This window comes from Frankia sp. Cppng1_Ct_nod, assembly GCF_920656135.1.
Lineage (GTDB): Bacteria > Actinomycetota > Actinomycetes > Frankiales > Frankiaceae > Protofrankia > Protofrankia meridionalis.
Genome location: NZ_CAKKTK010000005.1, coordinates 14,390 through 29,171 on the forward strand (window position 1 = coordinate 14,390; position 14,782 = coordinate 29,171).

Below are 14,782 nucleotides of genomic sequence, written 5' to 3' on the forward strand. Positions count from 1 at the left end.
ACCCATGGGCTGGTGAAGGAGCATTAGCATGCGCTTCCGCCATAGTGACGGCACCATTCTTCACGTAGCGTACTGCACGAACGTCCACCCGGCCGAGGATCTCGACGGCGTCCTGGACCAGCTCGAACGGTACGCCGAGCCGATCCGCCGACGGCTGGGCACCGAGATGATCGGGCTCGGTCTATGGCTGGCCCACGATGTCGCCGCGGCACTCGACGGTAACCCCGCCCATCTCAAAAGACTGCGCGCGGATCTGGATGCGCGCGGCCTCGAGGTCGTGACCCTGAACGGGTTCCCGTACCGCCACTTCCACGCTCCGGTGGTGAAACACGCTGTGTACACACCCGACTGGTCGCAGCCTGAACGGCTTGCCTACACGTTGCGGTTGGCGCGCCTGCTGACCCGGTTGTTGCCGGCCGACGCGGCCCGCGGCAGCATCTCCACGCTTCCGCTGGGCTGGCGGAGCACCTGGGACGGTGACCGCAGGGACGCCGCCGCACGCAATCTGGTGGCGCTCGCTGACGAACTTGCCGTCCTCGAGGAGCGGACCGGCCGACGGGTGCGAATCGGGTTCGAACCCGAGCCCGGATGCGTCCTGGAGACCACCAGCGACGGGGCGCGACATCTCGGCGACGTCGACCGGTCCAGGCTGGGGATCTGCGTGGACGCCTGTCACCTGGCGGTGGCCTTCGAGGAGCCGGCGGCGGCTGTGCGCACCCTCGCGGCGGCCGGTCTGCCGGTGGTCAAGCTTCAGGCGTCCTCTGCGCTGCACGCCGACGACCCGGCCGACACCCGCGTTCGGGAGTCACTCCGTGCGTTTGTCGAGCCACGGTTCCTGCATCAGACGCGCGAACCGACGGCCGGTCCCGCGGACTCGCCCGAGATCCTGTTGGACGCGCGCGACGACCTGCCCGACGCGTTGTCCGGCGAGAGTCCGCTGCCCGCGCGCGGTCCGTGGCGCGTCCACTTCCACTTGCCGCTGCACGCCGTCCCCACGAAGCCGCTGGCCAGTACCCGCGACGTCCTGATCGGTGTGCTTGCCGCTCTGATCGGCGGCGAGCACGCCCTCACCGATCACATTGAGGTCGAGACCTATACCTGGACGTCTCTGCCGCAGCAGGATCGGCCGGTGGACGAGACTTCTCTCGTCCACGGGATCGCCGCCGAACTGGACTGGATTCGCGCGGAACTGGTCCGGCAAGGCCTGCGCGAGGTGACGTCATGACCGGGCTCGCGGCGAGCCGGGTCCCGGTGCTCGCACTCAACGTCGTCGGCCTCACCCCGAGACTGCTCAACCACATGCCGCACCTGCGCGCGGTCGGCTCCGCCGGTTTCACCGCCACGTTGGAGCCGGTGTTCCCCGCGGTCACCTGCTCGGCGCAGTCTTCCATGATTACCGGGTTGCTGCCCCGTGACCACGGCGTGGTCGGCAACGGCTGGTATTTCCGGGACCTCGGTGAGGTGCTTTTCTGGCGGCAGCACAACGGCCTCGTAACGGGGGAGAAGGTATGGCACGAGGGCCGGCGGCAAGTTCCCGGCTACCGGGTTGCGAACGTCTGTTGGTGGTACGCCATGGGCGCCGACGTCGATATCACCGTCACCCCCAGGCCGATCTACCACGCGGATGGCCGCAAATCGCCGGACTGTTACACCGTGCCCGCTGAGCTGCATGACGAACTGAGTGCCGAGCTTGGGCCTTTCCCGTTGTTCAGTTACTGGGGGCCGGGGGCGGCGTTACGTTCGTCCCAGTGGATCATTACGGCGGCATGCCGAATACTCGACCGCAGCCAACCGGATCTCACCCTTGTCTACGTCCCGCATCTCGACTACGACCTGCAGCGGTACGGGCCGAACTCCCCGCAGGCCGTCGCGGCGGCCAAGGACGTGGACAGCGCACTGGCGCCGCTGCTGCTACAGGCGCAGACCGCGGGCGTAACTGTCATCGCGGTCAGCGAATACGGCATCACCCAGGTGCACCGGGCTGTCGACGTCAACCGCGCGCTCCGCCGCGAAGGCCTGTTACGGGTGTACCGCCAGGCCGGTATGGAGTACCTCGACCCGTGGACATCGAAGGCGTTCGCCGTCGCCGACCACCAGATCGCCCATGTCTACGTGCACGATCCGGAGGATCTGCCGCGGGTCCGCGCCCTCCTGTCCGAGCTGCCGGGAGTGGACGAAATCCTGGACCGCACCGGGCAGGCGAAGCTCGGTGTCGACCACGAGCGTTCCGGCGAGCTGTTGCTCATCGCCGAGCCCGACGCCTGGTTCACGTACTACTACTGGCTTGACGACGATCGTGCTCCGGACTTCGCGCGTAGCGTTGAGATCAACCGCAAGCCGGGCTACGATCCCGCCGAGCTGTTTCTCGACCCGGCCGACCGGTGGGTCAAGGCACGGGCCGCTCTCACCCTCGCCCGCAAAGCGGTCGGTTTGCGCTACACCATGCGGGTCATCCCGCTCGACCCGTCACCGGTACGCGGCAGCCATGGCCGCCTGCCGGACGATCCTCGGGACGGCCCGGTGCTGGTTTGCTCCGACCCGGCCGCGGCGTGCGAGCGACTTCACGCAACCGGCGTCAAGGAACTGCTGCTACGCCTGGGCGGGATACCGCGGGCGGACGAATCCGGGGGACGGACGAATCCGGGACACTTTGGCGTGCCATGACGGCGAGCCCGTAGCCACCGGACACCGCTTCAGTGGCGACTACCAGAAAGGGTTGGAAGATGTCCCTGAATTCTCCCGCCATGGCCGATAGCCGGCGCGCGGCGGCCAAGTGGCTGACCGATTTTCTGCGCGCGCACGGCGGCGCATCCGGCACCGTCCACGTGCGTGCTGGTGACGAGCTTCTCCTGATCGCTGCTCACAACATCCCGGCTCATGTCCAGCAGATCACAGCGGTCATTCCCCGTGGCAAGGGAATGGCGGGCCTGGCCTTCGCCCGAGTGGAACCGGTGCAGACTTGCAACCTCCAGACCGACGAAACCGGCGACGTCCGACCCGGTGCCAGGGCGGTGGCCGCGAACGCCGCGGTCGCCCTTCCGGTGACAGACGCGGCAGGGGAGGTCCGCGCGATCGTGGGTATCGCCTTCGACAGCGAGCGTGACATCCCACCGGACGAGCTCACCAGGCTGATCGCCAGATCGGCAGGGGTACCCATCCCCGCAATCCCCTGATCCGCGGCTTTCACCGGAAACGGCACTGTTGCATTCGCCTGTGATCGCCCACAGTCTCCGATGCTGTGGGGATCCAGAACCCCGGTCCGGACCGTGAGCTGGGGCCAGTCGCACGATCCGTTACAGGGTGTGGGTCAGGGTGCCGAAACCCAACTGGTCGAACCCTCCGCTGTTGGGGCCGTAGTCGCCGCCGCCACCCTCGGCCCGGACCCTCGCGGCATAGGCGGTGACATTCGGTGCCGCGAGCCCCCGGCGTTTGACATAGTGGTTGTAGATGAGCTCCCAGCAGGGGCGGTCATGTCCGCGGTCGGCTTCGGAGACGGCGGTCTGCGACTGCTGGGCACAGTTCTGGCCGGAGCCCCAGGTATACGTGGTGAAGGGGACGGACTCGCCCAGGTTGTACTTCGCGACGTATTCGCAGCCTCGCAGGAACCGACTGTCGCTGTATCCATACATGTCCTCGCCCTGATTCCAGGCCATTTCGCAGAATGCACCCATCAGAGCGGGACCAAGCGTGGCATGGCCCTGATCCCGGCCGCTTTCCTGCCACTGGCCGAGCCCGCCCGGGTGCAGGAACGGAACGGCCTTCATGATGGCCCCGTTCCCCTCGCCATGCTTGAAGTATTCGATGGCCCGGTCGAACTTGGCCCGGTCGTCGCAGAGGATGCCGATGGCCAGGATGGAGGCCATGTTACACAGATCCCAGTTGGCCCAGTAGTTGGTGATACAGGCATCATTGTGCTCACGGAGGAACCGATCGTTCAAGGGATAGAAGACGTTCAGCACCATCTCCTTGAACCGGTCGAGGTCGAATCCGTCGTAACCCCGCATGATCTCGGCGGTGTTGGTGAACTGGTAGCCGTATATCCCGGCGGCGAGGAACCGGTCGGCGTTGCCGGTGACCATCGTCAGCGTTCCGGACCAGGCGTTGAGAATATCCCGCGCCGCGTCGGCGTGGGCGGCTTCTCCGCTGATCTTCCAGTGCAGCGCGTTCTGGTACGCGGCGTGGATGTCGTTGTACAGCTGGGGGTAGTTCTGCCCTTCCCCACCCCGTATTACCGTCGCGGTCGGACGCGCCTTCCAGGTGCTCCGGGAATGGCCGTTGGCCACCAACCTGTCCCAACCCGCCTTCCAGGGGGTGGCACCGGCGCGCACCTTGGCGGCCATACGGTCGAAATCAGCCTGCATGTGCAGCATGCCGGGATGAGCGAAGGCACCCCTCGCCGGCCCGCTGACGCCTGGTGTGGTCGGTGACGGCGCGGGTGTGGTTGCGCTCGGCGTTGTCTGTGCTGCCGGCGTGCCCAGATCGGGCTCGCACGCGGCCAGCGGCACGGTTACGGCCGCGCCCGCGGCGAGGCCGAGAAGGCGGCGCCGGTTGATCTGTCTCTTCGGTCCCGCGTTCGTCGACACGGAGCTCCTCATCGGGGTGGGATCCCCCCCAACCTGACAAACAGGTTTATACCGTATGACATGTCGCGCTCCGGTCGAAGGATGCGCCTTCCGTCCCCCGACGGACGGGCAGGCCCGGCAGGTAGGCGAAGCGGGTCCGTTGCACCATGGGAAGGCGGGACAGCGTGGACCCTGCCGGACCGGTGATCAGATCGCCAGGCCATAGCGTCATCGACGTGAGCGCCGCGGCCCATAGGCGGATCGCCTTCGACGACAGCGACGGCGATCCGCTCGGGGTGCTCCGGCCCGGCTATGAGAAGGCCGCGGCCGACTGCTCGGTGTCCTCCGAGCCCCGGAAGAACACGATCTTTCCGTCGGCGAAACGCCACCAGTGCTGCATGTACATTGCCGCGGTCTTGCCAGTCGCGTGCACCGTTAGTGGCTGTCGGATTCGCAGTCAGGCGGCGGGACGATATCCGTTGATCAGAATGGTCCGGGCTTCATCCACCGGCCGCGGCCCGGAACAATCCCACCGAGGTGAACAGTGCCCTGGGCACACCGCGGCTGTCGAGGACCTGCCCACGGCCGTGGACTCGGCCGCCCCCCGAATAGGGCACCTCCGTGCGTATCAGGTGCCAGTCGCGCACATCGAGGTCCTCAAAGAAAGTGACGGTCTGCGCTACAAGTAACGCGGTGTGCGTTCTGTCTGCCGCGCCGTGGGCGGCGATGAACAACGGCAGTGTCGTGGGCTCGCACGAGTAGGCGACCAGTGCCCGCCACAGGGTGGAGTCGTCCGGGACGCCGTTCATCCGCATCCACAGGTCGTGGCAGTGGGTGTCGGTTTCGATAAAAGGTTCACGCAACGCCCCGAGAGCGGCCCGGGTTGCAGTCTCCTTCAATGCTGTCAGCCGGAAGGTCGCCCGCAGCGGCCCTTCAAGCGCAACATTGGCAATTTTCCCGTCCCCCAGAGCGTAGTGCGGGTCACCGACCGCGAACAACGCGCCGGGAACCTGCACCGGAAGAAACAGCCGGGCGCCGACACCGAGCTCTCTGCAGTCGAGAGCACCACCGTGCACTCCGACCGAAGTCGAACGAACCAGCCCGGCACCGTCGACGGCAACCGACATGATACCCATGAACGGCGACAGCGGGAAACGCACCTTCCGGCCATCCACTCCGCCCAAGGTGCCGAAAAGCCGGCCGCGGCGACGTTCCACGGCGGAAAAACTACTGGTGGTTCTGAAAGCCGCCCAGTTCCTGGCGCCGGCGTCAGGATCGGGAGGTTCACCTTCGGGAAACTCCCCGGCAAGCAGCCCGGCCCCGTGGCGAGTCGACACCACGCCGTAGCGAGCCCGTGGGTGCAGCGAAACCACATCGACCCGCAGCACGTCGCCCGGCTCGGCGCCGCGCACGAACACCGGACCGGTCACCACGTGCGGGCCGTCCACCCCGAACCGGTGCGGAATTCCGGACATCGCAATCGTGCGGGCATCGTCGAGCACCTCGGACCTCGCGACACCGAACCGGCCGAAGAATGCATCCGGGTCACGTCCCTGGTCCTCCAGGATTCCTTCCTGGCTGACCGTGTCGACCGTCACCGCCAGGCCGGATTCCACGCTCAGGACGGGACGGGTTCCGGCAGTGGGCAGCTCACCCCACCTGACTGTCTCCGGGGTGGACGGCAGATAGTGTTTGCCGTCCACTTTTCCCTTACCGGGTTGCAGGGCCACTATGGCGCTACCACCGCGGCGTCCGGGACCACCCGCAACGTCCGGTAGAACCGTCCCGGCCAAGGCAGGTGGCCGTCCCGGAGGCCTGGCACCGCCGGCTTCCCCATCCGGGCGCGAGAACCTGGCCCGGCTTCCCTCGCAGCCAAAAGTGACGCAGGAAAAAACATGATCGCGCCATCTTTGGCCGACAGGATGTGGTCGTGACGCGGCACGGGCGTCAGGTTCGCAGTACAAGATGACATTCAGATTTCCGGCACGTTACGGCCGCACTCATTCCGATTCGTCCTGTTTTTACACTCCGCATCGGCGCAGCCCGGTTTCCGATGTCATTGCGGCCGGGCCGTCGGGCCGGGTCGTCGGGCCGGGCACGGGTTCAGGCACGGGTGAGCAGCAGGGAACCGACCGCGTCCACCTCGGCGTACCAGCCGTCGTGCACCAGACAGGTCGCCTCGGCGAACTCGAAGTCATCACCGGCCAGCCGCAGCAGGAGCTCCGACGCGGCCCGACGCATGGGCGCACCGTCCTGCTCACCCGTGGACTACCGGCCAGATGATGTGGGAAAGTCACACACGTGGAGCCCGTGCAGCAGTGGTCGGAGGTTGGTGAACGGGTCCGGCAGGCCAGGTTGGCAGCCGGTCTCACCCAGGCAGAGCTGGCCTCGAAAATTGATCTGGAAAGATCCGCGCTCGCTCGGGCCGAAGGCGGATCCCGTCGACTCGACGCCCTAGAGCTGTTTCGGCTGTCCGATGCTCTCGACCTGCCTCTCGCACACTTCGTGACCCGCCCGCCAGCAGCAGTGGTCTCGCGGCGGACCCCGCTCGTCGACGAGTCCGACCGCGCGGCCCAGGAGCGGTACCTCGTCGACACCGACCTCGAGACTCACCTACGTGAGACCGAGTGGCTTGTCGATCAGGAACTTCTGGTTCCGCCGCAGTTGCCAGCTCCCGCTCCGGCAGAAACAGCCCACGACGCCCGCAGCCTTGCTCGGGACATTCGCCGGGTGCTCGGTCTCGCCCCGGCCCAACCGCTGGATTCACCCACCGCCGCATGTGAGAAATTCGGTCTGTATCTCCTGGTAGTCGACCGGGATGCCGATGGCGCAAGCCTTCTTTCCGACCGCTTCGGAGTAGCGGTCGTGGGAGGACGCCCCGCACCGGGACGACGCCGCTTCACCGCGGCTCACGAACTCGGTCATCACCTACTTGGCGATGCCTATCACAGCGATGTCGGAGTGGCGGCATCCCGGGACGATCGGGAACAGATCGTCCACGCATTTGCCGCGGAACTGCTCCTACCCGAATCCGCGATACTCGCCGGTTGGGAACGATCCGGGACCGCAAGAACCCGGTTGATATGGATCGCCGGTACCTACCGGGTGTCCTGGTCCGTTGCGGTCGGAACCGCACGCCGCCTCGATCTCATCAGCTCCGAGGAAAGTCAGAGCGTACGTGCGAACACGCCCCGCCGCGGTGACTTCATCGCCACGCTGGGAGCCGAACCAACCCCAGACCTACCCGTCGGCGAGGTCGGACCTGCCTGGCGCCAGGCAGTTCTCGCCGGATGGACCGCCGGTCTGCTGACCGCGACCCGGACCGCCGAACTACTGCGTTCCATGATTAGCACGGACGAACTCCCTGAAAGAAACATCGAGCCCGCTCCATGAGTTTACCAACCAGCCTCGGACCAGACCCTGTTCCGGAGACAACATTGATCTGGGATGCGAGCGCCGTCAACCCGGCTGCCCGGGCGGACCGGCTCGATGTACTCATCGACCTGGCCAGCTCCTGCCGCCATGTGATGACAGCCGCTGTTGTGGAAGAGCTGGCGCGGCACGGGTTGAGGCAAAACGTTACAGACTGCGGTTTTGAGATTGTTCACGTAGACGGGCTGACCGAAATCGTTGCGCTGGCCCGATGGGTCGACCGGGCCGGTGCAACAGAAGATCATAATCGCGGTGAAGCGACCGTACTCGCCTGGGCGGATGTGCACGGCGCCACCGCGATGATCGATGATCGAGATGCGCGCATAGCCGCCCAGCGTTCTGGTGTCCGAGCCCATGGAACACTCTGGCTCATCATCCGGGCAGTTATCGAGGGCCGGCTTTCCGAAAAAAGTGCGGCGAGGCTCGTCGACACCCTGCGCGACTCCGGTGCCCGTTACCCCACTGACGGCGCTCGTCTGCACGTCTGGGCTCGCGACGTCGGGATGTCATTCGACGGCTTACCCGGCCGGTAGCGCCGTCGGCCGGGCCCGGGTTCAGTCACGGGTGAGCAGCAGGGAACCGACCGCGTCCACCTCGGCGTACCAGCCGTCGCGCACCAGACAGGTCGCCTCGGCGAACTCGATGACAGCGGGCCCCACGACGCCATCGCCCGGCCCCAGCGCCCCACGGGGCACGACATCCACCTCCCGCCACGTCCCACCGAGGTGGATGGACCGACGACCGCGCACAGCCGTGGAATCGGCCGCGGGCGCGGTCAGCTCGGGACGCCGGCCCGGTACCACCGCCACCAACCGCGCGGCCACGACCTCGACATCCCGGTCATGCGCGAGGTGCCCGTACCGGCGCAGGTGCTCGGTCTCGAAGGCCGCCCGAACCTGCCCGGCGGTCACAGCACCGGCGAGCTGTCCTCCGGCGGGCTGTCCTCCGGCGGGCTGTCCTCCGGCCGGCAGCCCACCCCCGGCGGCGACCACGACCGTCAGCTCGTGTGACTGCCCTAAATACCGGCAGTCCATCTGCAGGTCGACCGCGAGTGCGGGCAGGTCCTCGGCGGGCACGTCCGCATGGGCGGTCCGGGCGAGTTCGGCGAAGGCGGCGGCCAGGTCGACCTCTCCGAGCAGGCCACGCAGTGGACGCAGATAGTCCCGGCGGACGTCCCCGAGCGCGAGCCCCAGTGCGGAGAGCACCCCGCAGGCCAACGGCACCAGCACCCGCCGCATCCCCAGCTCCTCGGCGAGCGCGCAGGCGTGCGTCCCCCCGGCGCCGCCGAAGGCCACCAGGGTCAGCTCGCGTGGGTCAAGGCCGCGTTCGACCGAGACCACACGCAATGCCCGGATCATCTCCGCATCGGCGACCGCCACCACCCCGGCCGCAGCCTGGACCGCCGACAGACCGCCACCGGACGGTCCAAGGGCCGCGCTCAGGACGGCCAGCGCCTTCTCGGCGGACGCCCGCGACAACGTGACCTGGCCGCCGAGGCTCGCGCCGTCGGCCAGGTAGCCGAGCGCCAGGTCCGCGTCCGTCACGGTCGGCTCGCCGCCCCCGCGGCCATAACAGGCCGGTCCGGGATCGGCGCCCGCCGACCGTGGCCCGACCCGCAGCGCTCCCCCGGAATCCACCCACGCCACCGACCCGCCACCGGCGCTCACCGAGTGGACGTCCACCGTCGGCAACATGATCGGTACACCGGCGAGCACCGATTCGGCGGTGGTCTGCGCCCGCCCGCCCAGCACCGGCGCGACATCCGTCGACGTTCCGCCCATGTCGAAGGTCAGCAGGTCGGTCATGCCCGAACGGCCCGCGACATAGGCGGCGCCGACCACCCCGCCGGCAGGGCCGGACAGCACGCACGCCGCGGCGTGGCCGGCGGCGACGGCAAGCTCCACCACTCCACCGGAGGACTGCATGACCAGGGGTTCCGGCAGTCCCACGGCCACACACCGGCGTGCGAGCGCACCCAGGTAGGCCGACAGTTTCGGCGTCAGGTAGGCGTCGGCGACGGTGGTGGCGAACCGCTCGTACTCGCGGAACTGCGGGAGTACCTCGTGCGAGGACACCACTGTGACGCCCGGTAGCGCGCCGCGCAGCAGATCGGCGACCTGGCGCTCATGCTCGGGATGCGCGAAGGAGAACAGTAGGCATACGGCGACGGCCTGCAGACCGTCGAGCGTCGCGAGGGCGGCGGCGACGTCGCCCAGCCCTTCGACGTCCAGTGGCACGACGACACCGTCGGGATCGCATCGTTCCACCACGGTGTACCGCAGCTCGCGTGGCACCAGCGACGGTGGGCGGTCCCGGGTCAGGTCGTAGAGTGCCGGCCGGTTCTGCCGGCCGATCTCGATGATGTCGGCGAAGCCGTGGGTGGTGACCAGGGCGGTGCGCGCGCCGCGCCGCTCGAGCAGCGCGTTCGTCGCGACCGTGGTGCCGTGGGCGAACCGTTCGACAACCTCGCGCCCGCCACGACCACCGGTCAGCCCGGCTCGGCGGACCGCGTCGAGCACCGCGGCAGATGGGTCGACGGGCACCGACGGCACCTTCCCGAAGAGCAGCCGACCGTCGTCACCAACCGCCACGAGGTCGGTGAAGGTCCCGCCGACGTCCACCCCGAGCCACACCGCCACGCCATGATCCTCGCATGTTCCGGGGCTGTTGAGCCCACCCGATGCGGGAGGCTACGACTGTCGATCTTGACATACTTCGGTATCCGTGGCACGTCTCACGGGTCACAGTGTTCGGGCAGATCCGATGAAGCCGACGAGTAGCCTGAGCAGGCGGCAGCGGAAGGGCCTCCACAGCAGGCCATAACAGAGGGTAGATAGAGGGGAACGCCCCCGTGACAGCACCGACGGTACCCGAGTCCGGACCCGACTTCGGCCCCAACGAGTGGCTGGTATTCGAGATCTACCAGCAGTATCTCGTCGACCCCGACAGCGTGTCGCCCGAATGGCGTGAGTTCCTCTCCGACTACCAGCCCGGTGGGACGAACGGTCAGCCGACCGCGACCGGGGCCGTCCCGCCCGTCGTCACGGAGGGTTCGGTGCCGGCGCCGAGCCGGCATGCGGTCGCGCACGCCGGCGGGCCCGACGCCATTGCGGCCGACGCATCCGTACCCGTGCGGCCGGCCGCGCCCATACCCGTGCCCACGACCGCACCCGCACCCGTGCCCGCACCCGCCGTTTCCGTTCCGACGGACGGCGTCCTGACCTCACCACTGCGTGGTGCCGCCGCACGGGTCGTCGCGAACATGGAGACGTCCCTGCACGTCCCCACCGCGACCTCGGTGCGCGCGGTCCCGGCGAAGCTGCTCTCGGACAACCGGATCGTCATCAACCGACACCTGGCCCGGTCCCGCGGCGGCAAGGTCTCGTTCACGCATCTGATCGGCTACGCCATGGTCAAGGCGCTTGAGGCGGTGCCGGCCATGAACCACTCCTATTCGGAGGTCAACGGTAAGCCGACGCTGGTCGCGCCGGAACACATCAATCTGGGGCTCGCTATCGACCTGGTCAAGGGATCGAGCCGGCAGCTCGTCGTCGCCGCGGTCAAGCAGGCCCAGGTCATGGACTTCAGCCAGTTCTGGCTCACCTACGAAGATCTTGTTCGGCGAGCCCGGATGAACAAGCTCACCGCCGACGACTTCGCCGATGTGACGATCACCCTCACGAACCCCGGCGGGATCGGTACCGTGCACTCCGTGCCCCGCCTGATGGAGGGCCAGGGGACGATCATCGGTGTCGGTGCGATGGAGTACCCGGCGGAGTTCCAGGGTGCGTCCCCCGAAACCCTGTCGAAGCTCGCCGTCTCAAAGATCATTACTTTGACCAGCACGTACGACCACCGGATCATCCAGGGTGCGCAGTCGGGCGAGTACCTACGCCGCATGCACCAGCTGTTGCTCGGCGCGGACGGCTTCTACGAGGAGATCTTCCGCTCGTTGCGCGTCCCGTACGAGCCGGTGCAGTGGGTCACCGACATCACCTCATCCCATGAAGGTGACCTCGACCATGGCACCCGGGTACTGGAACTGATCCACGCCTACCGGGTCCGCGGACACCTCATGGCCGACACGAACCCCCTCGAGTTCGCCATCCGCAGCCACCCCGACCTCGACATCATCAGTCACGGCCTGACCCTGTGGGACCTCGACCGCGAGTTCCCCGTCGACGGCTTCGCCGGCCATCGGACGATGACGCTGCGCGACATCCTGGGTGTCCTGCGGGATTCCTACTGCCGCCGGGTCGGGATCGAGTACATGCACATCCAGGAGCCGGACGAACGGGTCTGGATCCAGCAGCGGGTCGAGCGGGCCGCCGAACGTCCCGACCCGGCCGAGCAGCTGCACGTCCTCGAGCGGCTCGGCGCGGCCGAGGCGTTCGAGTCCTTCCTGCAGACCAAGTACGTCGGGCAGCGCCGGTTCTCCCTCGAGGGTGCCGAGTCCGCCATCCCGCTACTGGACGAGGTGCTCCAGCGGGCCGCCGAGGCCGGCATGGACGAGGTCACCTTCGGGATGGCCCACCGTGGCCGCCTGAACGTCCTCGCGAACATCATCGGCAAGTCGTACCGGCAGATCTTCGCCGAGTTCGAGGGCTATGTCGACCCGCAGACCGCGCACGGCTCGGGAGACGTCAAGTACCACCTCGGCGCCGAGGGCGTGTACACCGGCCCGGACGGTCGTGAGGTTCCTGTCTCCCTGGTGTCCAACCCGTCCCATCTGGAGGCGGTCGACCCGGTCCTGGAAGGCGTCGCCCGCGCCAAGCAGGACATGCTCAACAAGGGCCCGGAGGGGTTCACCGTCCTGCCCGTACTCGTCCACGGGGATGCCGCTTTCGCCGGTCAGGGCGTGGTCGCCGAAACGTTGAACCTCTCCCAGCTTCGTGGTTACCGCACCGGCGGCACCGTCCATGTCGTGATCAACAATCAGGTCGGGTTCACCACGTCCCCGATCGCCAGCCGCTCCTCGGTGTACGCGACCGATGTCGCCCGGATGGTGCAGGCACCGATCTTCCACGTCAACGGGGACGACCCCGAGGCGTGCGTCCGGGTCGCCCGGCTGGCCTTCGAGTACCGGCAGGCGTTCCACAAGGACGTTGTCATCGACATGGTGTGCTACCGGCGGCGCGGCCACAACGAGATGGACGAGCCCTCGTTCACCCAGCCGCTGATGTACGACACGATCGCCACGAAACGGTCGGTCCGCAAGCTCTACACCGAGGCGCTGATCGGCCGCGGTGACATCACGCTGCCCGAGGCCGAGCAGGCGATGAAGAACTACTCGACGCAGCTGGAAAAAGCGTTCGCGGAGACCCGTGACACCTCCCACCGGCCCGCCCACGGCCCGCGGCTGGTGACGACCCCCGCGGAGGCCGCCGCCGCGGCAGCCGTGTCGACAGCCGTGTCGCTGGACGTCATCAAAAAGATCATCGATACGCAGACCGCGTTGCCGGAAGGGTTCACCGTCCATCCACGGCTGCGTCCGCAGCTCGAACGCCGAGCTCAGATGACCGCCACCGGGAAGATCGACTGGGCGTGCGCGGAGACGATCGCGTTCGGGTCGATCCTGCTGGACGGCCGGCCCATTCGCCTCGCCGGGCAGGACAGCCGGCGCGGTACCTTCGGCCAGCGTCACGCCGTCCTCGTGGACCGGCACACCGGCGAGGACTACTCCCCGCTGAAGTCGCTGGAGGCGGAGGAGGGCGCCGGCACCTTCTACGTTCACGACTCGCTGTTGTCCGAGTTCGCGGCGATGGGCTTCGAGTACGGCTACTCCGTGGCCCGTCCCGACGCGCTCGTGTTGTGGGAGGCCCAGTTCGGCGACTTCGCCAACGGCGCACAGTCGATCATCGACGAGTTCATCGCGGCAGGCGAGGCCAAGTGGGGCCAGCGCAGCGCGGTCGGGCTCCTGCTCCCGCACGGCTACGAGGGCCAGGGTCCGGACCACTCCTCCGCCCGCATCGAACGGTTCCTGGCCCTGTGCGCCGAGAACAACATGCTGGTGTCGGCCCCGTCCAGCCCGGCAAGCTACTTCCACCTGCTCCGCAGGCAGGCGCTCTCGCCCGTCCGGCGCCCGCTGGTGGTCTTCACCCCGAAGTCGATGCTGCGGCTGAAGGCCGCGACCTCGACGATCGAGGATCTGACCGACAGCTCATGGCGACCGGTCATCGACGATGCCGGGATCGGGGACCACGCCGGCGTGCGGAAGGTACTGCTGTCGGGCGGGAAGATCTACTACGACCTGCTGGCCGCGCAGACCAGCAGAAAGATCATCGACACCGCCCTCGTCCGGATCGAACAGCTCTACCCGACGCCGGTCACGGAGCTCGCCGAGGTCCTCAAGAGCTACCCGAACCTCACCGACGTGGTGTGGGTGCAGGAGGAGCCCGCCAACCAGGGCGCCTACCCGCACATGGCCATTCACCTGCCCGACGCGCTGCCCGCCGGGCTGCGGCTGCGACGGGTGTCCCGCAAGGCCTCGGCCGCACCCGCGTCCGGTTCCTCCTCGGTGCACGAGAAGGAGCAGAACGCCCTCGTCGAGGCCGCGTTCACCGCGTAGTCCACGGCCGGGCAGGGGCAGGGAAACCGGAGCAGACGGTGTATTTCACCGACAGGGGTATCGAGGAACTGTCGACGCGTCGCGGTGAGGAGACCGTGACGCTCGACTGGCTCGCCGACCAGTTGCGCACGTTCGTCGACCTGCATCCTCAGTACGAGGATGCGGTCGAGGAACTGGCCACCCATCTGGCCCGCCTCGACGACCCGGACGAGTGACCGGC

The 14,782-nt window shown here is 67.7% G+C and carries 12 protein-coding genes; 7 read left to right on the top strand and 5 right to left on the bottom strand.

The features are described from left to right. The first annotated feature begins 28 nt into the window (after positions 1-28). Genes eboE through NBW77_RS02840 form a run of 3 tightly spaced genes read left to right on the top strand, consistent with a single transcriptional unit; the run spans position 29 to position 3,173 of the window. Positions 29-1,225, top strand: a complete 1,197-nt coding sequence (gene eboE / locus NBW77_RS02830; protein WP_131744950.1) for a metabolite traffic protein EboE — start codon at positions 29-31, stop codon at positions 1,223-1,225. Beyond that, complete coding sequence (locus NBW77_RS02835; RefSeq protein ID WP_131744951.1) at positions 1,222-2,664, top strand: alkaline phosphatase family protein; 1,443 nt, start codon at positions 1,222-1,224, stop codon at positions 2,662-2,664. The genes eboE and NBW77_RS02835 overlap by 4 nt, the downstream gene beginning before the upstream one ends. 59 nt (positions 2,665-2,723) lie before the next feature. Next, a complete protein-coding gene (locus tag NBW77_RS02840; RefSeq protein ID WP_207386785.1) occupies positions 2,724-3,173 on the top strand; it encodes a hypothetical protein in 450 nt (149 codons plus the stop codon). Positions 3,174-3,293: 120 nt separating this feature from the next. Here the strand turns inward: NBW77_RS02840 and NBW77_RS02845 are convergent, their stop codons facing one another. From NBW77_RS02845 to NBW77_RS02855, 4 genes are all read right to left on the bottom strand, one after another. After that, entirely contained in the window at positions 3,294-4,583 is a 1,290-nt protein-coding gene (locus tag NBW77_RS02845; protein ID WP_207386786.1) for an alginate lyase family protein, read from the bottom strand. 289 nt (positions 4,584-4,872) lie between these two features. Beyond that, positions 4,873-4,995: a nuclear transport factor 2-like protein gene (locus NBW77_RS22010; protein ID WP_284346877.1), complete on the bottom strand. Its 123-nt coding sequence runs from the start codon at positions 4,993-4,995 to the stop codon at positions 4,873-4,875. Between the two features lie 67 nt (positions 4,996-5,062). After that, entirely contained in the window at positions 5,063-6,292 is a 1,230-nt protein-coding gene (locus NBW77_RS02850) for an acetamidase/formamidase family protein (protein ID WP_250279241.1), read from the bottom strand. A 373-nt stretch (positions 6,293-6,665) separates the two neighbouring features. Then, positions 6,666-6,803, bottom strand: coding sequence for a hypothetical protein (locus NBW77_RS02855; RefSeq protein WP_165485850.1), 138 nt, complete (start codon positions 6,801-6,803; stop codon positions 6,666-6,668). A 69-nt stretch (positions 6,804-6,872) separates the two neighbouring features. Between NBW77_RS02855 and NBW77_RS02860 the strand changes: the two genes are divergently transcribed. After that, the gene (locus tag NBW77_RS02860; RefSeq protein WP_131745576.1) at positions 6,873-7,955 is read left to right on the top strand and encodes a helix-turn-helix domain-containing protein; all 1,083 of its coding nucleotides are present in this window, start codon (positions 6,873-6,875) and stop codon (positions 7,953-7,955) included. 44 nt (positions 7,956-7,999) lie between these two features. After that, the gene (locus tag NBW77_RS02865; RefSeq protein WP_131745575.1) at positions 8,000-8,527 is read left to right on the top strand and encodes a PIN domain-containing protein; all 528 of its coding nucleotides are present in this window, start codon (positions 8,000-8,002) and stop codon (positions 8,525-8,527) included. Between the two features lie 21 nt (positions 8,528-8,548). On the opposite strand, the gene NBW77_RS02870 is transcribed toward NBW77_RS02865, so the two are convergent. After that, positions 8,549-10,633, bottom strand: coding sequence for a hydantoinase/oxoprolinase family protein (locus NBW77_RS02870; RefSeq protein WP_131745574.1), 2,085 nt, complete (start codon positions 10,631-10,633; stop codon positions 8,549-8,551). 212 nt (positions 10,634-10,845) lie between these two features. Here NBW77_RS02870 and NBW77_RS02875 point away from each other — a divergent pair, with 212 nt between their 5' ends. Further along, complete coding sequence (locus NBW77_RS02875) at positions 10,846-14,562, top strand: multifunctional oxoglutarate decarboxylase/oxoglutarate dehydrogenase thiamine pyrophosphate-binding subunit/dihydrolipoyllysine-residue succinyltransferase subunit (protein WP_131745573.1); 3,717 nt, start codon at positions 10,846-10,848, stop codon at positions 14,560-14,562. Between the two features lie 38 nt (positions 14,563-14,600). Continuing rightward, positions 14,601-14,777, top strand: a complete 177-nt coding sequence (locus NBW77_RS02880) for a DUF6104 family protein (protein WP_165485849.1) — start codon at positions 14,601-14,603, stop codon at positions 14,775-14,777. Positions 14,778-14,782 lie beyond the last annotated feature (5 nt).